At 60.7% G+C, this 22657-nt stretch carries 23 protein-coding genes; 14 read left to right on the top strand and 9 right to left on the bottom strand.

Annotation, left to right across the window (positions count from 1 at the left end; all coding sequences use genetic code 11):
* Positions 1-17 precede the first annotated feature (17 nt).
* Entirely contained in the window at positions 18-962 is a 945-nt protein-coding gene (locus PV375_RS08350; RefSeq protein WP_332106907.1) for a COX15/CtaA family protein, read from the bottom strand.
* Between the two features lie 239 nt (positions 963-1201).
* On the opposite strand from PV375_RS08350, the gene sufB reads away from it, so the two are divergent.
* From sufB to PV375_RS08325, 5 genes are all read left to right on the top strand, one after another.
* Positions 1202-2620, top strand: coding sequence for a Fe-S cluster assembly protein SufB (gene sufB, locus PV375_RS08345; RefSeq protein ID WP_332106906.1), 1419 nt, complete (start codon positions 1202-1204; stop codon positions 2618-2620).
* Positions 2621-2625: 5 nt separating this feature from the next.
* Positions 2626-3837 carry a Fe-S cluster assembly protein SufD gene (sufD, locus tag PV375_RS08340; protein WP_332106905.1) on the top strand — a complete coding sequence of 404 codons (1212 nt, stop codon included), beginning with the start codon at positions 2626-2628 and terminating at the stop codon, positions 3835-3837.
* Positions 3837-4169 (top strand): non-heme iron oxygenase ferredoxin subunit, encoded by a 333-nt coding sequence (locus PV375_RS08335; RefSeq protein ID WP_332106904.1) that lies wholly within the window; start codon positions 3837-3839, stop codon positions 4167-4169. The genes sufD and PV375_RS08335 overlap by 1 nt, the downstream gene beginning before the upstream one ends.
* Complete coding sequence (gene sufC, locus PV375_RS08330) at positions 4170-4934, top strand: Fe-S cluster assembly ATPase SufC (RefSeq protein WP_332106903.1); 765 nt, start codon at positions 4170-4172, stop codon at positions 4932-4934.
* Positions 4935-5007: 73 nt separating this feature from the next.
* The gene (locus PV375_RS08325) at positions 5008-5340 is read left to right on the top strand and encodes a metal-sulfur cluster assembly factor (protein ID WP_201516974.1); all 333 of its coding nucleotides are present in this window, start codon (positions 5008-5010) and stop codon (positions 5338-5340) included.
* A 94-nt stretch (positions 5341-5434) separates the two neighbouring features.
* Here the strand turns inward: PV375_RS08325 and PV375_RS08320 are convergent, their stop codons facing one another.
* Together PV375_RS08320 and PV375_RS08315 are read right to left on the bottom strand one after the other, a co-directional pair.
* Entirely contained in the window at positions 5435-5716 is a 282-nt protein-coding gene (locus tag PV375_RS08320) for a cupin domain-containing protein (RefSeq protein WP_201516975.1), read from the bottom strand.
* Between the two features lie 38 nt (positions 5717-5754).
* The gene (locus PV375_RS08315; protein WP_332106902.1) at positions 5755-6381 is read right to left on the bottom strand and encodes a biotin transporter BioY; all 627 of its coding nucleotides are present in this window, start codon (positions 6379-6381) and stop codon (positions 5755-5757) included.
* Positions 6382-6507: 126 nt separating this feature from the next.
* On the opposite strand from PV375_RS08315, the gene PV375_RS08310 reads away from it, so the two are divergent.
* Entirely contained in the window at positions 6508-7041 is a 534-nt protein-coding gene (locus tag PV375_RS08310; RefSeq protein ID WP_332106901.1) for a TetR family transcriptional regulator, read from the top strand.
* On the opposite strand, the gene PV375_RS08305 is transcribed toward PV375_RS08310, so the two are convergent.
* Positions 7038-8240, bottom strand: a complete 1203-nt coding sequence (locus tag PV375_RS08305; protein ID WP_332106900.1) for a PucR family transcriptional regulator — start codon at positions 8238-8240, stop codon at positions 7038-7040. The genes PV375_RS08310 and PV375_RS08305 overlap by 4 nt on opposite strands.
* 221 nt (positions 8241-8461) lie before the next feature.
* On the opposite strand from PV375_RS08305, the gene PV375_RS08300 reads away from it, so the two are divergent.
* The 4 genes from PV375_RS08300 to PV375_RS08285 all read left to right on the top strand — a co-directional run bounded on the left by PV375_RS08300 (position 8462) and on the right by PV375_RS08285 (position 15794).
* On the top strand, positions 8462-10501 hold the full coding sequence (locus tag PV375_RS08300; RefSeq protein ID WP_332106899.1) for a hydantoinase/oxoprolinase family protein: 2040 nt from the start codon (positions 8462-8464) through the stop codon (positions 10499-10501).
* Positions 10498-12471: a hydantoinase B/oxoprolinase family protein gene (locus tag PV375_RS08295; RefSeq protein WP_332106898.1), complete on the top strand. Its 1974-nt coding sequence runs from the start codon at positions 10498-10500 to the stop codon at positions 12469-12471. Before PV375_RS08300 ends, PV375_RS08295 begins: the two co-directional genes overlap by 4 nt.
* 123 nt (positions 12472-12594) lie before the next feature.
* Positions 12595-14013 (top strand): purine-cytosine permease family protein, encoded by a 1419-nt coding sequence (locus tag PV375_RS08290; protein ID WP_332106897.1) that lies wholly within the window; start codon positions 12595-12597, stop codon positions 14011-14013.
* Positions 14014-14192: 179 nt separating this feature from the next.
* Positions 14193-15794 carry an ABC-F family ATP-binding cassette domain-containing protein gene (locus PV375_RS08285; RefSeq protein ID WP_332106896.1) on the top strand — a complete coding sequence of 534 codons (1602 nt, stop codon included), beginning with the start codon at positions 14193-14195 and terminating at the stop codon, positions 15792-15794.
* Positions 15795-15818: 24 nt separating this feature from the next.
* Here the strand turns inward: PV375_RS08285 and PV375_RS08280 are convergent, their stop codons facing one another.
* Genes PV375_RS08280 through PV375_RS08270 form a run of 3 tightly spaced genes read right to left on the bottom strand, consistent with a single transcriptional unit; the run spans position 15819 to position 17273 of the window.
* Positions 15819-16703, bottom strand: coding sequence for an SURF1 family cytochrome oxidase biogenesis protein (locus tag PV375_RS08280; protein ID WP_230976104.1), 885 nt, complete (start codon positions 16701-16703; stop codon positions 15819-15821).
* The gene (locus PV375_RS08275) at positions 16700-16969 is read right to left on the bottom strand and encodes a hypothetical protein (RefSeq protein WP_439108907.1); all 270 of its coding nucleotides are present in this window, start codon (positions 16967-16969) and stop codon (positions 16700-16702) included. Before PV375_RS08275 ends, PV375_RS08280 begins: the two co-directional genes overlap by 4 nt.
* Positions 16953-17273 carry a DUF3099 domain-containing protein gene (locus PV375_RS08270; RefSeq protein WP_201615115.1) on the bottom strand — a complete coding sequence of 107 codons (321 nt, stop codon included), beginning with the start codon at positions 17271-17273 and terminating at the stop codon, positions 16953-16955. The genes PV375_RS08275 and PV375_RS08270 overlap by 17 nt, the downstream gene beginning before the upstream one ends.
* 148 nt (positions 17274-17421) lie before the next feature.
* Between PV375_RS08270 and PV375_RS08265 the strand changes: the two genes are divergently transcribed.
* Positions 17422-18135 carry a beta-ketoacyl-ACP reductase gene (locus tag PV375_RS08265; protein ID WP_332106895.1) on the top strand — a complete coding sequence of 238 codons (714 nt, stop codon included), beginning with the start codon at positions 17422-17424 and terminating at the stop codon, positions 18133-18135.
* Between the two features lie 38 nt (positions 18136-18173).
* Here PV375_RS08265 and serB read toward each other — a convergent pair whose 3' ends face one another.
* Complete coding sequence (gene serB, locus PV375_RS08260; protein WP_230976103.1) at positions 18174-18863, bottom strand: phosphoserine phosphatase SerB; 690 nt, start codon at positions 18861-18863, stop codon at positions 18174-18176.
* Positions 18860-20101, bottom strand: coding sequence for a glucose-1-phosphate adenylyltransferase (gene glgC, locus PV375_RS08255; RefSeq protein ID WP_201615111.1), 1242 nt, complete (start codon positions 20099-20101; stop codon positions 18860-18862). Before glgC ends, serB begins: the two co-directional genes overlap by 4 nt.
* Before the next feature lie 99 nt (positions 20102-20200).
* Between glgC and glgA the strand changes: the two genes are divergently transcribed.
* The 3 genes from glgA (at position 20201) to PV375_RS08240 (ending at position 22611) form a co-directional block, all read left to right on the top strand.
* On the top strand, positions 20201-21400 hold the full coding sequence (glgA, locus tag PV375_RS08250; protein WP_332106894.1) for a glycogen synthase: 1200 nt from the start codon (positions 20201-20203) through the stop codon (positions 21398-21400).
* 5 nt (positions 21401-21405) lie between these two features.
* On the top strand, positions 21406-22188 hold the full coding sequence (locus tag PV375_RS08245) for an ABC transporter ATP-binding protein (RefSeq protein WP_332106893.1): 783 nt from the start codon (positions 21406-21408) through the stop codon (positions 22186-22188).
* Positions 22189-22353: 165 nt separating this feature from the next.
* Positions 22354-22611: a type B 50S ribosomal protein L31 gene (locus tag PV375_RS08240; RefSeq protein WP_201516986.1), complete on the top strand. Its 258-nt coding sequence runs from the start codon at positions 22354-22356 to the stop codon at positions 22609-22611.
* Positions 22612-22657: the final 46 nt, after the last annotated feature.

Below are 22657 nucleotides of genomic sequence, written 5' to 3'. Positions count from 1 at the left end.
TGCTATTGATCGCGGCGCTATTCAGTCACCTCATTTGGCTGGCTGAGTTCGCGTCGAAGATTTACCAGCAGCACTGAAAGCATTGCCAGCACGGTCACTGCGAGCACCATGTGGACTGCCACCGAGTGGATCGGCAGCCCGGTACGCGCCTGATAAATACCGAACCCAATCTGCATCATGACAAATACCGCGAGCGTGTCGGTAAGTTTTTGCGAGGCATCAAGTTTGGCGCGGGCCACCAGGATGCGCAGCACCACGATTGAGATCAGCAGCGCATACCCCGGCCAGGCGTGCACGTGGTGCATAATCACCGGGTCGAGGCCGTTACGCGCTGCAAGCTCGTCACCGGCGTGCGGGCCAGACCCGGTCGTGAGCACCCCAACGAGCTCGGTGAACCAACACAGCACCGTCACCAATAGCGCCACAAACCACACGCCACGATCGCGCGTGATCGCCAGGTTTGCCGGAAGCTCATGCACTCGCTGCACGCGAGCAAGCTGCAGTCCGGCGAGAGCAGCAAGGAGGGCTGAGATGAGGAAGTGCACCCCGACGATACGCGGATCGAGTTCGAGCCACACGGTAATTCCACCCACCACGGCCTGCACGATGATGAGCACACCGATCCACAGCGGAATCCGGCGTAGCGCGAGCTGCTTTGGCGTGCGCACCACCGCGAGAAACGCCAATAGGGCCACCACCACCAGCACGAACGTGAGGGTGCGGTTGCCGAATTCGATCATCCCGTGGATGCCAAGCTCGGGGGTGGGGAAGATCGACTCGGGCGTGCAATAGGGCCATTCCGAGCATCCCAGCCCCGAGCCGGTGAGTCGCACCAGCCCGCCGGTGCCGACAATCCCGATATTGGTGATGACGTTCAGCCAGGTGATCACCCGCGTGTAGCGCGTGGTCTCGACGGGCATAATTCGGTCGCGGAAGGAAGACTGAGTTTTTGCGGAAGGCATCGCCATAGTTCCTGGTCGGGAGCTCGTCACCGCTGCCGGATTACGACCGGCCGCGGGCTGGGTAACAGCTGCGAACGGTAATCAACGGTGGCCTAGACTCGTATTGCTGTCGGAAAAGCGAGGCTGCGGAAGCGGCACTACGCGGGCGCGGAATGTTTTGCCGCGCTAGGTTGTTTCATTCTATGTTCGAAACTCCGAACCGCGCCGACGACCGACCACAAAGAGAGGAAGAGCTATCGATGTCTGACGTGCTCATCGACCGCCCTGAACTGAACGACCTAGGAAACTATGAGTTCGGTTGGCATGACACGGATGCGGCCGGTGCTGCGGCGCAGCGTGGTCTCAGCGAAGCAGTTGTGCGGAATATTTCCGAGATTAAAAACGAGCCCGAATGGATGCTCGAACGCCGGCTTTCGGGCCTGAAGATGTTTGATCGCAAGCCGATGCCGCGCTGGGGCGCTGACCTCAGCGAGATCGACTTTGACAACATCAAATATTTCGTCCGCGCCTCGGAGCGCCAGGCGACCACCTGGGAAGAACTGCCCGAGGACATCCGAAACACCTACGAACGGCTCGGCATTCCCGAGGCCGAGCGCCAGCGCCTGGTTGCCGGTGTTGCGGCACAGTATGAATCTGAGGTGGTCTACCATCAGATCAACGAAGAGCTCGAGCGCCAGGGTGTCATCTTCATGGACACCGATACCGCGCTGCGCGAGCACCCGGAGTTTTTTGAAGAGTACTTCGGCACCGTGATTCCCGCCGGTGACAATAAGTTCGCCGCGCTCAACACCGCGGTGTGGTCGGGCGGTTCGTTCGTGTACGTGCCCAAGGGCGTCCACGTAGAAATTCCGCTGCAGGCCTACTTCCGCATTAACACCGAAAACATGGGCCAGTTCGAGCGCACGCTGATCATCGCCGATGAGGGCAGCTACGTGCACTACATCGAGGGCTGCACCGCGCCGATTTACAAAACCGACTCGCTGCACTCGGCAGTGGTCGAGATCATCGCCAAGAAGGACGCCCGGGTTCGCTACACCACCATCCAGAACTGGTCGAACAACGTCTACAACCTCGTGACCAAGCGCGCGATCGCTGAAGAGGGCGCCACTATGGAGTGGGTTGACGGCAACATCGGTTCGAAGGTGACCATGAAATACCCGTCGATCTACCTCACCGGTGAACACGCTCGCGGTGAGACGCTCTCGGTAGCGTTCGCCGGACCCGGTCAGCACCAGGATGCGGGCGCAAAGATGATTCACCTCGCACCGCACACCCAGTCGTCAATCGTTTCGAAATCGATTGCCCGCGGTGGTGGGCGATCGGGCTACCGCGGCGAGGTGCGCATCGGCGACGGTGCCTATCACTCCGCAAACTCGGTGATCTGTGACGCCCTGCTGGTCGACACCATCTCGCGTTCTGACACCTACCCGGCCATCGATATTCGGGTGGATGACGTACAGCTCGGTCACGAAGCGACTGTCACCAAGGTTTCTGAAGAGCAGCTGTTCTATCTCATGAGTCGCGGCCTGGAAGAAACCGAAGCGATGTCGATGATCGTGCGCGGCTTCATCGAACCGATTGCCCGCGAGCTGCCCATGGAGTACGCGCTCGAACTCAACAAGCTGATCGACATGTCAATGGAAGGATCGGTGGGTTAAGCCACATGACGACCGCAAAATCACCGGTGGCGCACAACGCTGAAAAATTTGTTCCGGTACAGACTCGTTCGGAGCGTCCCAAATCGTTCGTGCCGGCCGATTTCAGTGCGCCCACGAATCGTGACGCCGAGTGGAAATACTCACCGGTAGACAAATTCGCGCCGCTCTTTGTCGACGAGGCGGCACAGGCTCAGCTCAGCTATGACGTTGACGCCCCCGAGGGTGTCGAGGTGGCTTCGATCGCTGCCAATGAAGCTCCGCGTGGCCGCGCCTTCATTCCTGAAAACATTGCCTCAGCCATCGCACACGCCCGCACCGAGCAGGGTCTGCTGGTGCGCATCCCCGCCGAGCAAGAAATTGCTGAGCCGGTGCGCGTGCGAATCTCGGGTGATGACGCCACCAAGCGTTCACTCGGCCACATCGTGCTGCACGCCGAACGTCACGCCCGCGGCACCGTAATTCTCGAATACACGGGCTCGGCGCTGCACAGCGAAAACGTCGAAATTGTGCTCGACGACGAATCTTCGCTCAAGGTCATTGCCCTGCACGAGTGGAATGACGACACGGCGCACCTGGGTATCCACCACGCCACCGTCGGCCGAGCCGCGGCGATTGACCACTCGATCGTCACTTTCGGCGGTGCCGCTGTGCGCGTGAACCCAGAGGTGCACCTGGATGGAAACGGTGCCGAATCGGATGTTCGCGGCTTGTACTACGCCGACTCCGGTCAGCACTTTGAGCACCAGGTGTACATCGACCACGCGGCCGAGCGCACCCGTACTGATGTCAATTACAAGGGTGCACTGCAGGGTAGCGGCGCACGCACCGTATGGATTGGTGACGTGCTTATTCGTGAGGGCGCAGTTGGTACCGATAGCTACGAGCAGAACCGTAACCTCGTGCTCTCGGATGGTGCCCGTGCCGACTCGGTACCCAACCTCGAAATTGAATGCGGTGACATCGAGGGTGCCGGACACGCCTCTGCCACCGGTCGCTTTGATGAGGAGCACCTGTTCTATCTGATGGCTCGCGGCATTGATGAGCTCAGCGCCCGACGCCTCGTGGTGCACGGCTTCCTCAACGAGATCGTGCAGCAACTCGATGATGAAGCACTCGCTGAGCGCGTGCAGAACCGTCTCGAAGAAGAACTCAAGGTGGCAGACGCCGCCATTGCAGCGATTTACGAGCGCGAGCAGGCCGAGAAGGAGCGCAAGTAATGGCGTTCGAACGAGTCTGTGCCGCATCCGAAGTGCAGGTCGACACACCCAAACGAGTGGTGGTGGGCGAGTGGCCCATTGCCGTTGTGCGGGATTCGGCCGGTAACCTCTTTGCGATCGGTGACCGCTGCACTCATGGCGACATCTCGCTTTCGGAAGGTTTTGTCGAGGGATGCGAACTCGAGTGCTGGGCACACGGTTCACGTTTTTCGCTGACCACTGGCTGGCCACAAAACCTCCCGGCATTTGAGCCGGTACCGGTTTTCGAGATCAAGCTCGAAAACGATGACATCTTGATTGATCCCACTCCGATCTACAAGGAGAAAGAATAAATGCCTCAGCTTGTTATTGAAAACCTGCACGTTAGCGTCGAGACCGACCAGGGACCGAAGGAAATCCTGCGCGGTGTGAATCTCACCATCAACTCGGGAGAGATTCACGCCATCATGGGTCCGAACGGTTCGGGTAAATCAACTCTCGCGGCCACTATCGCCGGTCACCCCAGCTATGAGGTGACCGAGGGCTCGATCACCCTCGACGGCGAAGACGTGCTTGAAATGTCGGTGGATGAGCGCGCCAAGGCCGGCCTGTTCCTCGCAATGCAGTACCCGGTCGAGATCCCTGGCGTGACGCTGTCGAACTTCCTGCGCACCGCCAAGACCGCCGTTGATGGCGAGGCTCCGGCGATCCGCTCGTGGATGAAGACCGTCAAGGGCACGATGGAAGAACTCCGCATCGGTGACGAGTTCCTCGCCCGCAACGTGAACGAGGGCTTTTCGGGCGGTGAGAAGAAGCGCGCCGAGATTTTGCAGCTGCGTCTGCTCGAACCGAAGTTCGCCATCCTCGACGAAACCGACTCGGGTCTTGACGTTGACGCCCTGCGCATCGTCTCGGAGGGTGTCAACAACGCCAAGGAAGAGACCGACCTCGGTGTGTTGCTGATCACGCACTACACTCGCATCCTGCGCTATATCAAGCCCGACTTCGTGCACGTGTTTGTCAACGGCCGCATGGTTGAAGAGGGTGGCCCCGAGCTCGCTGAGCGACTCGAAGAAGAGGGCTACGACCGCTACCTCGCGGACGCGAGCAGCAACTAGTCGCTGAGCCCCGGTAGCTCGTCAACGTGGCGCACTACCGGGGCCCATCCGGGTTCTGAGGAACGGAGACAAGATGGCACTGATCACGCTAGAGCCGGCACGATACGACGAAATCGAAGAGGCGATCAAAGACGTTGTCGACCCTGAGCTGGGCGTCAACATTGTCGATCTCGGGCTCGTTTATGACCTGCACTGGGAAGACGAGCTGGATGCGCTGATTATTTCGATGACGCTCACCTCGGCCGGTTGCCCGCTCACCGACGTAATCGAAGACGATATTGCCAAGGCATTGGACGGTGTCGTGGAACGGTTCAAGATCAACTGGGTGTGGATGCCGCCGTGGGGGCCCGAAAAGATCACCGATGACGGACGCGAAATGATGCGTGCGCTCGGGTTCAATATTTAGCCCGGTTGGGGTAACGCCAGCATTGAAATGGGCGGATGCGGCACCGATTTGTGGTGCCGCATCCGCCCATTTTCTTGTGTTGTCTCGGGTCGTGCTACTTGAGGTATTCGACCTCGATAAAGACGACATCGCTGTCGCCGCGGTTTTCGTTTTCGTGCTCTGAGCCGGCATCGCGACCGTAGGCTGTGCCCGGTTTTAGTGCCGCTTCAATGAGTTCGCCGTCAGCGGTGGTGACGTGCATCAGGTTATCGCTGAGCGGAACGACCACGTAGTCATATTCGTGGCGGTGCATCGGAATCGTGCCACCGGGCTGGATGGTCCACTTGGTGGCGCGGAATCGATCGTTTTCGAAGACAATCTCACTGTGGCTTTTCATAGTGTAATCCTAGTGGGATACCGAGCCCTAACGTCGAACTAGTTGTTTGCGTCGCGTTCGACTGCGCGCACGAGTCGCCAGGCCAGGGGCAGCAGGGCAGCGGCGAGCAGCCACTTCACGATGCCACCAATGATGAACGGGGTTACGCCGTACTGCATTGCGAGCGCGAAGTTCATGTCGGTGCCGAGCTGTTCGAGCGCGACCCACATGTACGGAACGCCAAAAACAAACGGCACCAGGCTCGCCCCAAAAAAGGCGACAAGTGAGAGGAGCGGGCGACGGTCCCAGTTGCGTTGCGCGAGCCAGCCAATGAGCGCGGCTGCAAATACGAAACCGATGATGAACCCGAACGAAGGTTTGGCAACGCTTGCGATACCGCCGGTCAAACCGGCAAATACCGGCAGTCCCGCAATCCCCGCGACGAGATAGGTGAGCAGCGCCGCGGCGCCGCGCCAGGCACCCAGAGTGGCACCAACGAGCATTACGCCGAGCGTTTGGCCGGTGATGGGTACCGGCCACATCGGAATCTCCACCTGTGCCAGCAAAGCAACGGTTGCGGCACCGGCGCCGATCAGCGCAATGTTTGCGACCGTCGAGCGGTTGGTGACCAGGTGGTCAGCCAGGACGGTGCCATGGGTGGTGAGGGATGATTCGCTGCTGGTCATTGGCGGGTTTCCTTCAGCTGGTGAGTGCGCCGAAATGTAATCGGCGGCATGGTTTGATAAAAAAGTTGAACGGCGTTCAACGCACTTGAACAGTGTTCAAGATAGCCAATGAGGGGGATCGACGCAATGACCAAGCTCACCCGCGAGTCGATACTGCAAGTGGCGATGCGACGACTGCACGAGTACGGGCTCTCGGGCCTATCGATGCGCGGTATCGCCACCGAACTCGGGGTACAGCCGGGCGCGCTCTACTGGCATTTTGCAAATAAGCAGCTGTTGGTGGCGGGGGTGTGTGATGAGCTGATTGCACCGCTTGCCGACCAGCAATATCGTGACCCGGTTACCGCCGCGATGGCTATTCGCGAGTGCCTTGTGTCGGTGCCGGATGGTGCCGAAATGGTGGCGAGCACCATCGCGTTTGGGCTCGGGGCTGAGGTCGCCCACTCCTGTTTGGTCGAGGTCTGTCGGGAGGCGAATCAACCGGTCGAGCTCGCCTCCACCGCACTGCATCTGGTGTTGGGTGAGGTGCAGCACGAGCAGCAGCGGGCTCAGGCTGTGGCGCTCGGCATTGAGATCGGTTCAGAGTCAGTGCGGGCCAGCGAGCAAACGCTGCGCACCGGATTGCAGGCACTTTTTGGTGGCAGGCATGAGCATTGTTAGCCGCGATCGGGCTGCAATTCCAGCGCCGCAACCCGTGGTTCGAGACACAGTATGAGATCGGTGATTACCTGCGGATCGCGTATTGACGCATCGAGTGCCTCTTCAATTCGGCCGAGCCGGTATCGCACCGTATTTGGATGCACATAGAGGTGTTGAGCTGTGGCTGGAATCTCCATATGGCTAGCCAGATACACGACCAGGGTGTGGAGCAGTTCGGGCTGATCATCGAACGCGCGCAGGATGCGTCGGCGTCGTGCTGCAAACTCGCCACGGTCGGCTGTGGCGGTAAGCCACTGACGCAGTGGGAGTTGAGCGTAGTGCACTTGCGCGACCGGGGGAACTGGGGCACCGGTCGACGGGTGCAAAGCGGCGCCGAAATCAGCGGCTACGCGCTTCGCGAGATCTGCTTCCCGAAGTGCCCGAGGTACGTCTGTGAGTATTGAGTGAACACCTGAGATGCCCAAGAAGTGGCTTTCGCCGAGCCTTTCAAGCCAGGCGCGCGCATCCGCAGTGTCGGCAAGGAGCGCGTGGAATTCCTCATCGCTCGCGGCCGAGACCAGGTGATCCGCAAAAAGGACGCCAAATTCAGCGCCACCGACTCTGGTGATGTGCTCGTGAACGGCGCGACTAGCATCGGCGCTCGGTGATGCTGGAGCGCCCGTCACGAACACGAAGGGTGCGTGCGCGATGAAACCAAACTCAACCAGTCGCGGCCAGAAGCGCGACTCGCGATCTCGGGGGATACCCTGCTCGAGGGTGGCGAGCAATCCGGCGCGGTCGCGAATTCGCGTGGAGTCAAGCCCCTGCAGGGCCGAGAGTACCGCGGTAGTGGCGGTGCCGGCGACGAGTTTGGTGGTCTCATCTATCACGCGATTATCGAGCGTTGCCAGTACGAGCACGTGCGCGGCGCTGCGCGTGCCGGTGATGAGGGGATGCAGCTGCCAGCGGCCCACGCGCAGCACCGGGAATGCAGCGGATGCATCCCTTTCGTTTTCATGCAGATGCGGCTGGAGCGCTTCCCAGATGAGCCGTACTGGAGCGGGGCCAACCGTTGCTCGCGTCTCGCCGACGGCGTTGAATAACACTGCGGAGGTGCCGGTTTGCTGGGCGATGCGCTGCAGCACGCTCTGCAGCTGCTGGTGGTCGGGTAGCTGCGTCAAGGTTTCGTGCAGCCAGTTCAAAGAGAGTTGAGCACACATGAAAATGAACCTTTTTCAACTATTCGCGGCGTAAAAAATTGGCTGAGTGGAAGCTGAAAATACAAGCCGTTCATCGGCGCTGATATGCAGGGCGCTCCACAGGTATTTGTAAATACTACAAAGAGGTCGGCGAGGAATCTGTATTTTGCGCAATAGAGTTTTTGAAACTCACAATCCAAGCTTGTCGACAAGTTCAACGACGAACCCAACTGGAGGAAGCAATGACGCAACTTCGAGTCGCCGTCGACGTGGGTGGCACGTTCACCGACGTGTGCATTTTCGACGAAGACGAAAAGACAATGAGGGTCACCAAGGTTCCCTCAACCCCGCACGACCCCATGATCGCCGTTATGAACGGCGTCAAACGAGCCGAAATCAACCTCGCGGATGTCGAGCTGTTTTCGCACGGCACGACCGTCGCAACCAACGCGCTCATCACCCGCAACTTCCCGCAGGCTGCGCTGGTGACCACCACGGGATTCCGCGACGTGATTGAAATCCGTGACGGCACCAAGGACGACCTCTGGGATGCCTACCGCGACGTACCGGGCCCGTACATCCGCCGCCGCGACCGCTTTGAAGTCACCGAGCGCACCGACTACCGCGGCGAGGTGCTCACCCCGGTTGACGAAGACGAGGCCCGTAAACTCGCCGCCCTGCTTCGCAAGCGCGGCACCAAGACCATCGCGGTCTGCTTCGTGAACTCGTTCGCCAACGCTGCCAACGAAATTCGGATGCGTGAAATCCTCGAGGAAGAAATTCCCGACGCAACCATCTCGACCTCGGCAGAAATTCTCCCCGAGATGTTCGAGTACAACCGCTTCAACACCGCAGTTGCGAACGCGGTGCTCGCGCCGCTGGTATCCGGATATGTGAACCGGCTCGAAAAACAGCTCAGTGACGGCGGCTACCAGGGCGACCTGCTGCTCCTGCACTCGGGCGGTGGCTCGATGACTCCGCGCATGGTCGACCGCTTCCCGGTGCGACTGGCTGCCTCGGGTATTGCTGCGGGCGCGATTTCGGCCCAGCACATTGCCTCGCAATGCGGCTACGCCAACGCGGTCAGTCTCGACATGGGCGGCACCTCAACCGACATCGCCATGGTCGCTGATGGCGAGCTGCGCGTGACTCAGGAATGGGAGGTCGAATACGGTCACCCGATCATCTTCCCCTCGATCGAGGTGCTCACGATCGGCGCCGGTGGTGGCTCACTCGCACACATCGACGTCGCGGGATCGCTGCGCAACGGCCCCCAGTCGGCCGGAGCCGACCCCGGCCCCGCCTGCTACAACACCGGCGGCGACCAGCCCACCAACACCGACGCCAACGTCGTGCTCGGACGTCTCGGCACCTCACTCGCGGGCGGCGCAAAGTCGCTCCAGCGCGACCTCTCGATCGAGGCGATCAACCGGGTAATTGCCGAGCCGCTCGGGCTTTCACTCGAAGAGGCAGCCGAATCGATCCTCAAAGTCGCGAACGCCAATATGGCTGATGCCGTCCGCCTCATTTCGATTCGCCGCGGCTACGACCCGCGCGATTTCGCGCTGCTCGCCTTCGGTGGTGCCGGTGCACTGCACGGTGTGGATGTTGCTCGAGAACTCAACATCCCCACGGTAGTGGTGCCCCCGAACCCGGGTGTGACCTCAGCGATGGGCTGCCTGCTGGTCGACATCCAGCACGACCTCTCACAGATGCACACCGGTGCGCTTTCAAACACCGCCACCGAAAAAATTGAAGATGTCTTCCGTCGCCTCGAGAGCGAAGCGCGTGACCGCCTGCGTCACGAGGGCGTCAGCGAAAGCGACACCGTGCTGCAGCGACTGATTTCGATGCGCTACGCGGGCCAGTGGCGTTCGCTCGTCGTCCCGGTCGGCAGCGGCCCCGACTTCCTCGATGCCGCGGTGGAGGCCTTCCACGAGCGTCACGAACGCGAATTTGCCTTCCGCAACGATGAAGCACCCGTTGAAATCTATGAGGTGCAGGTCAAGGCCGTGGGCAAGGTCAACAAGCCTTCCTTCGTGCCCGCCACGAAACAAGACGCCGGTCCCGGTGAGCCGGTTGAGGTGCGCCCCGTCTACTTCGACGGGGAGTGGCTCGAGACCCCCGTCTACGACCGCGACAACATCCCCGCCGGTGCTCAATTTGAAGGTCCGGCCATCATTAACCAGCTTGACTCCACCACGGTCGTGCCGCCTAACACGCACGCTGAGATTGACGAGTGGCTGAATATCCGCATCCACCTGGAGAGGAGCGCGAAATGACCACCAAGGTAAACACTCTCGACAGTAAACTCGACCCGGTCACGTTTGAGGTGCTGAAAAACGCCTTCGCGACCGCAGTCGACCTGATGAGCGAACAGATCCTGCGCACGTGCTACTCGTTCGTCATCTACTCGCGCGACTTCTCGTCGGCGCTGTGTGACGCACAAGGGAACACGGTGATGCAGGGTTCGGCCGATATCGCCGTGCACGTGGGAACACTGCACTTTCAAGCCCAAGCCGTGCTGGAAGAATTCGGCGACGATATCCACCCCGGTGACGTGTTCATGATCAACGACCCGTATCGCGGTGGCACCCACTTCAACGATGTGTCGTTCGTGCGCCCCATCTTCGTGGACGGCGAGATCATCGCGTTCTCGCAGAACAAGGGCCACTGGGCAGACATTGGCGGAGTTGTGCCCGGTTCGTTCTACGTCAACGCCTCCGACCACTTTGGTGAGGGTGTGCGCATCCCGCCGGTGCGCGTGTGGCGCAAGGGTGAGTTCCTGCACGATGTGGCACAGCTCGTTGTCTCGAACACCCGCTCGCCTGAGGTTGCCATGGGTGACCTTCACGCGCAGTCGGAAGCGACCGCAGTGTGTGAGCGCGAGGTGCTGCGACTCGTCGACCGCTACGGCAAAGACACCGTGGTCGACGCGATGCAGGAGACCCAAGACTATGTCGAGCGCACCGTACTCGCCCGCATCGCCGAGCTACCGAAGGGCACCTGGGAGACTGTCGACTACATCGACAACGATCCTTCGACTCCCGAGGGCATGATCCCGATCCGGATCAAGCTCACCGTTGATGACGAGGGTATTCACTATGACCTCAACGGTTCGGCACCGGCTGTCGCCACGTTCTTGAATTCGGCCTACGGCACCACCCACTCGTCGCTGTACTCGGGTACGAAAACATTCTTCCCCGAGGTGCCGCTGAACTCCGGTTTTTATCGCGCGGTTACTGCAGATATTGGTCCCGAGGGCACCGTGGTAAACGCCGGCTGGCCCAACGCGGTGACCGGCTTCTGCTCGGGACCGCACGAAAAAATCATGAACGCCGTGTTCGAGCTGTGGTCGCAGATCATGCCCGAGCGCGCCATGGCCTGCGCTTTCAACCTCGAATATTTGCTCGTCGGTGGCCGCGATGCTCGCACCGAAGCCAAGCCGTACTTCATGTGGTACGACTGGATGGCCGGTGGCTGGGGCGGCCGGGCAACCAAGGACGGTTCGGATGCCACCGCGCCCGTGTTCGGTGCCGGCCTGGCAGTGCAGCCGCTGGAGGGTCAGGAACGACTCTCGCCGGTACTCACCACCGAACACGCCATTCAAACCGACTCGGGTGGCCCCGGTAAATTCCGCGGTGGTTGCGGTATCCGCAAGGGCGGCGTGCTCACCGACGGTGAGTCGACCGTGATGAGCTACTGCTGTGACCGGTCACGCTCGCTCACCTGGGGAATCGAAGGCGGGCTGCCCTCAATTCCGCACGGTGTTTGGCTCAACCGTGGCAGCGACGACGAACGCTTCCTCGGCACCGTCTTCTCATCGGTGACGCTGCAGCCCGGTGACCGTTTCGAGCGCCCTTCTGCCGGTGGTGGTGGCTTCGGCGACCCGCTCGAGCGCGACCCTCACGCGGTGCTCGACGACGTCATCGACGGTTATGTTTCGCTCGAGCGTGCCGAACGCGACTACGGTGTGGTCATCACCACCGGCGATATTGAGCTCGACGAGTACTTCCTTGACGAAGCCGGCACCGAAAAGGCACGCGAACACATCCGCGCCAACCGCGCAGAGTGGTTCGCCGCCGACGCCGAGAAAATTGCCGCGGGCTACCGCAGCGGCGAAATCGACATGCTCGATGTGATTCGCCGCTACGGCGTGATCCTCGACTGGGGAACCGGCGAGCTGCTCGCGAAGTCGACCGAGCAATTCCGCGAGTCGATGCAGCGCCGCAGCGTCGACCACTGGAGCTAGCGCATCGGCTGACCGACATCGTTGTCGGTGCAGCAGGGGATGGGGTGGGTATCGCCCCATCCCCCTACCAACTCTTTTTTTCGCGGGGGGAGTCGACCCGCCTGGCTCAATGGGGAGTCTGAAATGTCTATCAATCTCACTGGAACAAACGACACGGTCGAAGCAACTGACGCGCTCGCACGCGAAGGTAACGATGACGACCAAATGAGGCGCGGGCCGCTGACCATGGCCTTTTACGGTGTTATCAGCGCCATGTTTTTCGTCTATATCGGCGCCGCCATGGCGCGGGGCTACGGCACGTTGAATGCTGCGATCGGTATCGCATTGACGATCGTCACCTATGGGGCAATCAACATGCTGCTCTCAAAATATGCGATAAACAACCGCACCACGGTGGCGCTGTTTTCGCGAACCATCCTCGGGCGATCGGGTGCCTCCATCGCCGCACTCATCTTTGCGCTCGTGGCGATCTACTACGCGGTGTTTGAAGGCTCGATCGTGGCCTACGCATTCCAGGCTGCCTTCGGTGGCGAGACCTGGATGTGGTACCTAATCGTCGTCGTTTATTCGACGCCACTGATCATGGGCGGTGCGCGTCGCTTCCTCGACAAGATCAACGGCATCCTGATGCCGCTTTATTGGGGCGGGTTCATCATCGCCTGCATCTGGGCTGTCGCGCAGTACGGATACAACGACGCCTGGCTGACACACACCGGACCCGAGCTGCCACTCGCCAGTGGTGGCCCTGGTTGGCTCGCCACCTATGCCGGCTATATGGGCGTGTGGATCATGATGATGTTCACGATGGACTTTGCCGCGCTCGGCAAACGCCAAGACATCAAATACCACCAGCGGGTGACCTTTGGGCCCCTGTTCTACATCCTCGCGTTTGGACTAAACGGCTTTTTCGGGGTCTTCCTCAGCTTCATGATCCCCGGCATCGAAGCATCCGAACTCGGCATCGCCGCCGGACTCGTCAAACTCATGGGGCTGTTCGGCCTACTCGTCGTATTCGCCTCGCAGACACGCATCAATACGGCCAACTACTACCTGGGCGCTGCCAACCTGCGAATCTTTGGCGAGAAGGTGTTCCGCATCAAGCTGCCAAATCTGGTGTGGGTGTGTATCTCGTCAACGATCATCTTCCTGCTGATGCTGTTGCCGATCGTTGAGTACATCCTCCTCGCACTTGCTTGGCAGGGGGTGCTCGTAACCGCCTGGGTAGCCATCGCGGTGACACACATTTTGATGAACCGCGGAAAACGTCAGGAGCACGCCGCAGTTGGTGATCATCACTACCGTCAGTTCAACGTGGTCGGCATGATCTCGTGGCTGGTTCCAACCGTGGTCGGCATTGCCATGATTCAGTTTGCAGGTGGTCTTGGTGCCACCTGGGGCCCGATTATCACTGCAGTGCTGGCCGCCGCGATGTATGCCGTGTTGCGCAGCACGATGCACGTCGACACGGCGCTGGTCATCACAATCAACGCCGACGAAGCAGCACTCGACCGCCAGCGCAAGGCACAGCTAGCCGTCTCATAGCGAGCTATCTATTGCCCGGTGGCGCCACAGAACTTCGGTTGTGTGGCGCCACTAGCTGCGGTTAGCCCCGGATCAAAACGATGCGGTGATGCCACGAGACGTCTAGAATTGGCTGGTTATTGCGCGCCGTATCCGATGCCGCCGCCGTATCGATCCAACTAGCCACAGGGAGCCACCGCATGATTGCCGTCCACGATCTCGAGATCACCGTGGGCGCGCGCACCCTGATGAGTGAGGTTAACTTCCGCGTTGGTGCGGGCGACAAGGTGGGGCTGGTGGGGCGTAATGGTGCCGGCAAGACCACGTTGACCAAGGTGCTCGCGGGCTGGATCCAACCCAGCGCGGGCCGAGTCGATAGCTCCGGCGAGATCGGCTATCTGCCGCAGGATCCGCGGGCTGGCGACCCCGAGCAGACCGCGCGTAACCGCATCCTGGATGCGCGCGGCCTCGGCCAGGTGCGCAGCCGGCTCGCCGAGTCGGCAAAGCTGATCGCCGACGCCGGAACTGATGCCGATCGCGACCGCTATATGCGCCGCTATTCGCGACTCGATGACGAATTTGCGATGCTCGGTGGTTACGCTGCCGAGTCGGAGGCAGCGGCAATCGCATCGAACCTTTCGCTGCCCGACCGCATCCTCGACCAGCCGCTGCGCACTCTCTCGGGTGGCCAGCGACGCCGCGTCGAACTGGCCCGCATCCTGTTTTCGGATGCCGACACCATGATTCTTGACGAACCAACAAACCACCTCGACATCGACTCGGTGGTGTGGCTGCGCGAGTTTTTAAAAACCTATCGCGGCGGGCTCATCGTCATCTCGCACGATGTTGAACTCATCGGCGAAACCGTAAACCGGGTGTTCTATCTCGATGCCAACCGGCAGGTCATCGACATCTACAACATGGGCTGGTCGCACTATCTCAAGCAGCGCGAGGCTGACGAAGAGCGGCGGCGAAAAGAGCGTGCAAATATCGAAAAAAAGGCCACCGCGCTTCAGCAGCAGGCGGCAAAATTTGGTGCGAAAGCCACCAAGGCTGCCGCGGCCCACCAGATGCAGCGCCGCGCCGAACGGATGCTCGCCGGGCTTGAAGATGTGCGGCAAACCGACCGGGTGGCAAACCTCCGGTTCCCGACCCCCGCTCCGGTGGGGAAAACGCCGATTCAGGCGACGGGGCTGTCAAAGTCGTACGGTTCGCTCGAAATTTTTACGGGTGTTGATCTCGCCATCGACCGCGGTTCGCGAGTGGTGGTGTTGGGCCTGAACGGTGCCGGCAAGACCACGCTCTTGCGCATCCTGGCCGGTGTGGATGCACCTGATACGGGAGAAATTATTCCCGGCCACGGTCTCAAAGTCGGTTATTACGCGCAGGAACACGAGACGCTCGACGTGCAGCGTTCCGTGCTCGAAAACATGATTTCGGTGTCACAGCACCTCACCGAAACCGAGGCGCGCAAGGTGCTCGGCTCGTTTTTGTTTACCGGCGATGATGTGCACAAACCCGCCGGGGTGCTTTCGGGTGGTGAAAAAACCCGCCTGGCACTGGCAATGCTGGTGGTGTCGAGCGCGAATGTGCTGCTGCTTGACGAACCCACCAACAACCTTGACCCGGCCTCGCGCGAACAAATTCTTGGCGCGCTTGCGCACTACGAGGGTGCGGTGATCCTCGTTTCGCACGACGAGGGGGCGGTTGCGGCGCTGAGCCCAGAACGCGTGCTGGTGATGCCCGAGGCGGTTGAGGACCTGTGGAGCGCCGATTATTTTGAACTCATCGGCATGAACTAGCGCTTCAGCATCGCGGCGCAGGAGCTACCGGTTCATTGCCTCGTCGATCAGCGCATCCTCAATTTCGGCATCGCTTGGCCCGTAACGCTCACGCCGGCGCTGTGCGCGCAACCGTTCACGCTGCTTGGCAGCCTGAACCCGCGGGTCATCGGCGTTTCGCTCACGGAATTCGGCGCGCACGCCGTGGATCAGCCCCACCGCGGCGATTACCGCAAAAATGATCCACTGCACCGCGTAGCTGAGGTGGTTACCCTCAGTGATCTCTGGTTTTGCGGTGAGCGTACCGGTCTCGGCGTCACCGCTTTCGCTGCGCAGGAGTCCATAGGCACCGGTATAAACCTCCCCGCCAAGCTGCTCGGCAATACCGGGTAAATAGATGGTCGGCACCTGACCGTCGGGCGCCTCGCGACCGGGAATCTGCGGCTCGGTTGGCTTCAATCGAGCCGTCAACACGACCTGCCCCTCGGGGGGAGCGGGGATGTGGTCGGGCAGATCACCGCGCTCACCGGTTGGCAGCCAGCCGCGATTGACGATAAAAATCTCACCCGAGTCAGTGCGAAACGGGGTGAGAATTTCAAATCCCGGCTGGCGCTCATACGGTCGGTTGCGAGCCAAAAGCTGCTGGTCGGCGAGATACTCGCCGCGCATCGCCACCGGCAGCCATTCCTGTTGCGGGTCGAACGAATCCAGCTGTGGCAGCGCCTGCTCAAGTGTTACCGGTTCGGCATCGAAGTTGGCGATTACCTTGTGATTTTCGCCTAGCCGCCAGTCACGACGTTCAAACTGCCAGTGCGAAAGAAAGCCGCAGGCGATCGCAAAAATAACCAGCAACACGAAGTAGCTGATCCAGCGACGTGACAGCAAAAAACGCAAGCCACCGCGCTGGCGGTCGGAATGTGACTCAGTCAAACAATCGGCTCCTCATTCACCGGGTCGGCTACCGCGTGCAAACGCACCGGGAAGCCGCGCGACTTGAGAAAACCCAGCAGGAACTCGAGATGTTCATCGCAGCTCAACCAGATTTTGATCCGATCTTCACTGTGAATGCGCGGGTTGCGCCATTCGATGCGCCGGGTAGCGGTCGTATCGCATTTCGCTCGCGAGCAGGTCACCTCGGGCGCAAATGCCTCTAGCCCGATACGCGTGCGAAGATCAAATTCACCGGAACTCATCATTGTGCTCCTGTCGTTGTTGTTGCTGCGACTGCGCGGCGTCGCGCCAGGCCTCTTGATTCACACTCGCACGTGTGACGACCAGCGGCCGCTCTTCGGGGCTGGTCAGCTTACCTCGGCGGCGCTGTCGGAGATGGTTGGCAAAAACCACGGCGATCCAGGGGAGTACGATGGCGCCGGCCGCGAATACCCAGATCATTGGGCCGCGCACGACCACCATGCCCACAACGCAGAGCGTGCGGATCAACATGGTGATGGCGTACTGGCGCAGGCGCGACTCACGTTCTTCGTGCATTGAATCAGCCATCGAGGTGATGGTGGCCACCCGATCGCCCATAGCTGCACCCGCCTCCTGTCTATCAGTCCAGGATAGACCTTCACCGCATAGGATGTCAGCGCTGACGCGGAGTATCTCCGCGTGTTATTTCCAACCAGACGCCGAGCAAAGGAGCACTATGACAGAGTCGCGAATCGCACTCGTAACCGGTGGAAATCGAGGTATTGGTCGAGCAATCGCCGAAGACCTCATGGCCGCCGGCTATCGGGTCGCAGTGACCTCGCGATCGGGCGAGGGCGGCCCCGAAGGCGCGCTCACGGTCGCCGCCGACGTGACCGATAGTGCATCCATTGACGCTGCCTTCGCCCGTGTTGAAGAGGAGCTCGGTCCGATCACGGTGGTGGTTGCGAACGCTGGCATTACGCAAGATACGCTGCTGCTGCGGATGAGCGAGGATGATTTCACGAGCGTGATCGACACCAACCTCACCGGTGCGTTCCGGGTGATTAAGCGTGCCACCAAGGGGATGCTGCGCGCAAAGTTTGGTCGCGTGGTGCTGATCTCGTCGGTGGTGGGGCTGTATGGTTCGCCCGGTCAGATCAACTATGCGGCCTCGAAGTCGGGCCTGGTGGGGGTTGCGCGCTCGCTGACGCGCGAGCTCGGCGGCCGCGGCATCACCGCCAACGTTGTGGCGCCGGGCTTTATCGAAACCGAGATGACCGCGGTGTTGCCGGAAGAAACCCAGCAGCAGTATCTCGCATCAATTCCGGCCGGTCGCTTCGGACGGGTGGATGAAATCGCCAAGACTGTCCGCTGGCTGGTATCCGACGACTCGGGCTATATTTCCGGCGCGGTCATCCCGGTTGATGGCGGCCTCGGGATGGGCCACTAGCCGGTGGGCTGCTGCTACGGCAACCCACCGCCTGGTGTCTACGGCAGTAACGAGATGAGCTGAGAGAGGTCGCGATCGGGCATCGAGATCGATGCCTGTTCGCGGACCACCGGTTTGGCGTCGAAAGCTACCGATAGGCCCGCGACTGACATCATCCCGAGATCATTTGCACCGTCACCGACGGCGATGGTGCGCTCAGTCGGCACTCCGAGTGAGTTTGCCCACGACCGCAGAGTGAGCAATTTTTGCTGCTTGCCGATGATGGTGCCGTCGACCTCGCCAGTAAGCACGCCCTGCTCGTCAGCAGCGAACCGGTTGGCGCGCCAAAGATCCAGCTGTAGATCGCGAGCGAGCTCGTCGAGCACCTCATGAAAACCGCCCGATACCGCCGCGACGCGGCCACCACGCTCGTGTACCGCGCGCACCATCGCGGATACGCCGGGCGTTACCGTGATGCGGCCCCGCACCTCGGCGATCTCAGCCAGTGTCACGCCGCGCAGCAGCGCCACGCGCTCGCGCAGCGACCCTTCAAAGTCGAGTTCGCCACGCATGGCACGCTCGGTTACTTCGGCCACGCGGTCACGCACACCAGCGTAATCGGCGACGAGTTCGATTACCTCGTCGTTAATGAGTGTCGAATCGACATCAAGCACGACAAGGAATCGGGCGCCAGGGGTGATGTCGCCGCTACCGACGACCGGATCAAGACGGAGCTGAGAATTGGTCACCGTTTGATAATCGCATTTTTTGGCACCACGGTGATGCCGCTTTCGGTGACGGCGAACCCGCGAGCCTCATCCTGAGCGCGATCAACACCCACCTGGGCACCATTTTCGACGACCACGTTTTTGTCGAGAATCGCGCGACGCACTACCGCTCCGTCGCTCACCACGACTCGGTCAAAGGTCACCGAATCCACGACAAGTGCGCCGCTGCGAACGTTGGTCCACGGGCCGAGCACCGAACGCTCGATGTGTGCTCCGGAGATAACCGAACCGAGCGAAATGATCGAGTCGATCATCGTGCCGGTTGAGCCGCGCGCATCGCGTACGAACTTCGCCGGCGGCGAGTTCAGCTGCTGCGACATGATCGGCCAGCTCTCGTTGTAGAGGTTGAAAACCGGCAGCGTGGCGATGAGGTCCATGTGGGCCTCGTAGAACGAGTCGATCGTACCCACATCGCGCCAGTAGTCGCGGTCTCGCGGCGTTGAGCCGGGCACATCGTTGTTCTTGAAGTCGTAGACACCGCAATCGCCCTGCTCAACGAAGTAGGGGATGATGTCGCCACCCATATCATGTTTTGACTCATCGTCGAGCGAGTCGCGCGAGACGGCCTCGACCAGCTTGTCGGCGTCGAACACGTAGTTACCCATCGAGGCCAGGATCTCGTTCGGATTGTCGGGCAGTCCCTCGCAGTGTTCCGGCTTTTCGAGAAACTCGCGAATACGCCACGGGTTTTCGGGATCAACATCGATAACCCCGAACGACTTCGACATCTCAAGGGGCTGGCGGATCGCTGCCACCGTGGCGCCAAGACCCGACTCGACGTGCTGCTGCACCATCTGGGCGAAATCCATCCGGTACACGTGGTCGGCACCAACCACGACGACAATGTCGGGCTTTTCATCGTGGATCAGGTTGAGCGACTGGAAGATGGCATCTGCCGAGCCCGAAAACCAGTGCTTACCGCGACGCTGCTGCGCCGGCACGGTCGAAACATAAGAGCCGAGAATGGCCGGTAGGCGCCAGGTTTGCGAAACGTGCCGGTCGAGCGAGTGTGACTTGTACTGGGTGAGTACCACGATCTTGCTCAGACCAGAATTGATCAGGTTCGCGAGGGCGAAGTCGATGAGCCGATACTGTCCCGCGAACGGCACCGCGGGCTTTGCCCGGTCGGCCGTGAGCGGCATCAGGCGCTTACCCTCGCCGCCAGCAAGTACGATTCCGAAGACCTTTTTCTGCGCCATTACCATGGGGTCACAATAGCCCAGCCAGGTAACCAAATCTGTCGAGATTTGGGAGGCATTTTGAGGCCTGTGTTTACCCGATTCGCATAGGGTGGAAACATGCGTGTCGACGTGATTTCTCGTGAGTACCCACCGGCCGTCTACGGGGGAGCGGGGGTGCACGTCACCGAGCTCGTCAAAGCGATGCGAAACGACATTGACGTGGTCGTCCGCTGCTTCGGTGACGAGCGTGATGAGGTGAATACCTACGCTTACGATGTTCCGACCGATCTGCGAGATGCGAATGCGGCGCTCGGCTTCCTCGGGACCGACCTGCGTATCGCCGCCGATGTGGCCGGTGCCGATATCGTGCACTCGCACACCTGGTATGCGAACCAGGCCGGCAATATTGCCAAGCTGCTACACGGCATCCCGCATGTGATCTCGGCGCACTCGCTCGAGCCGCTGCGCCCGTGGAAGGCCGAGCAGCTCGGTGGTGGCTACCGATTGTCGAGCTGGATGGAGCGCGATGCCTACACCAATGCCGACCGCATTATCGCGGTGTCAAACGGGATGCGCGCCGATATTTTGCGCGCCTACCCAAACTTGAATCCCGATAAGGTCGTGACGATTTACAACGGAATCGACACTTCGGTGTGGCAGCCGGTGAACGACCCCGACTATGTGCGCTCACACGGTATTGACCCCGACCGCCCCAGCGTGTTTTTTGTGGGGCGCATCACCCGCCAAAAAGGGCTGCCGTATTTGCTGCGGGCACTGCGTTCGCTACGCCCCGAGGTGCAGGTGGTGTTGTGCGCGGGTGCGCCTGACACCCCCGAGATCGAGCGCGAGGTGCGCGGACTCGTCGATGAATTACGCACCGAGCGTGACGGGGTGTTCTGGATCTCAGAGCACCTACCCAAACAAAAGCTCATGGCGCTGCTCACGAACGCGGATGTGTTTGTTTGCCCCTCGATTTACGAACCTCTTGGGATCGTGAATCTTGAGGCGATGAGCTGCGGTACCGCTGTGGTTGGGTCGGGCACCGGCGGCATCCCCGAGGTGGTACAAGACGGGGTGACCGGCACCATCGTTCCGATCGACCAGGTCCAAGACGGCACCGGAACGCCGACCGATCCCGAGCGCTATGTCGCCGACCTAGCGGCCGCAATTGATGATCTGCTCGCCGACCCCGAACGCACCGAAGCCTATGGCCGTGCCGGTCGCGAGCGGGTCGAAGCCGAATTCACTTGGGAGCGGATCTCGCAGCAGACACAGCAGCTGTATCGCGAGATTCTCGAAGAGTCGGCGGTAGCGTAGCCATCATGAGCGAAGTGCTGCGATTTGAAAACGTCAGTGTTGTTCGTGACGGTAAGTCGATTCTTGACGGTGTCAGCTGGTCGGTTGATGAGGCAGACCGCTGGGTGATACTCGGCCCCAATGGCGCCGGAAAATCGACGCTCCTCATGCTGGCAGCCGGTTTTATGCATCCCACGCGCGGAAGGGTGACCGTTCTCGGCGAACAGCTCGGTCGCACCGATGTCACCGAGCTGCGCACCCGAGTGGGGCTCGCCGCATCCCGTCAGAGCCAGCTGCTTCCCGAGAACGAGACCGTGCTGAACTGCGTGATGACCGCGAGCTACGGCGTATCGGGCCGCTGGCGGGAAGAATACGACGAGATCGACTTGGCTCAGGCACATGCGGTGCTCGAGGCATGGCAGCTCGATGGCCTTGCCGACCGCAAATTCGGCACGCTCTCGGATGGCGAGCGTAAGCGCACGCTTATCGCTCGAGCGGTGATGGCCGACCCCGAATTGTTGCTGCTCGACGAGCCGAGCGCGTCGCTCGATCTCGGTGCGCGGGAAGCTCTGCTGGCATCACTGCGCGAATACGCGGCCAGCGAGCTCTCGCCGGGAATCATTATGGTGACCCACCACGTCGAAGAAATTCCCGTGGGGATTACGCACGCACTACTGCTGCGCGACGGGAAAGTCGTGGCGGCCGGGCCACTCGCAGACACGCTTACCTCGCAAAACCTCACCGCCACGTTTGGATTGCCGCTGCAGGTGATGGTGCAATCGGGCCGCTATTCGGCACGCGCCAGCTGAGATCGCCGCGGCAAGTCAAAGTTTGGCGCGAAACGCGCCCGATTGGATGCTGGATTGCTGCGAGCCTGCGTGGTAAGCTCAATGCTTGGCTTGTCACGTCCGAGCGTCCACGTTGGCGCCTGTGGCGCAGTTACCTAGTTCAACCGTTTCCAGAAGAGGAACCCGATGAAGGCAGATATCCACCCGGACTACCACTACGTGGTGTTCAACGACCTCGCGTCGGGCGAGAAGTTCATCACCCGCTCGACCATCACGAGCGACAAGACCATCGAGTGGGAAGACGGCAACACCTACCCGGTGGTTGACGTCGAAATCTCGAGCGCATCGCACCCGTTCTACACCGGTAAGCAGCGCATCATGGACTCGGCCGGTCGCGTCGAAAAGTTCAAGAACCGCTACGCGAAGTTCGGCAAGAGCAACTAAGTTCGCTTACGCAAATGGCGGGCACCACTCTCATGGTGCCCGCCAT

The sequence above is a fragment of the Gulosibacter sp. GYB002 genome (assembly GCF_036577665.1).
Lineage (GTDB): Bacteria > Actinomycetota > Actinomycetes > Actinomycetales > Microbacteriaceae > Gulosibacter > Gulosibacter hominis.
Note: the sequence above shows the minus strand (reverse complement) of the source record. Positions and strands in the feature narration are given on the sequence as shown.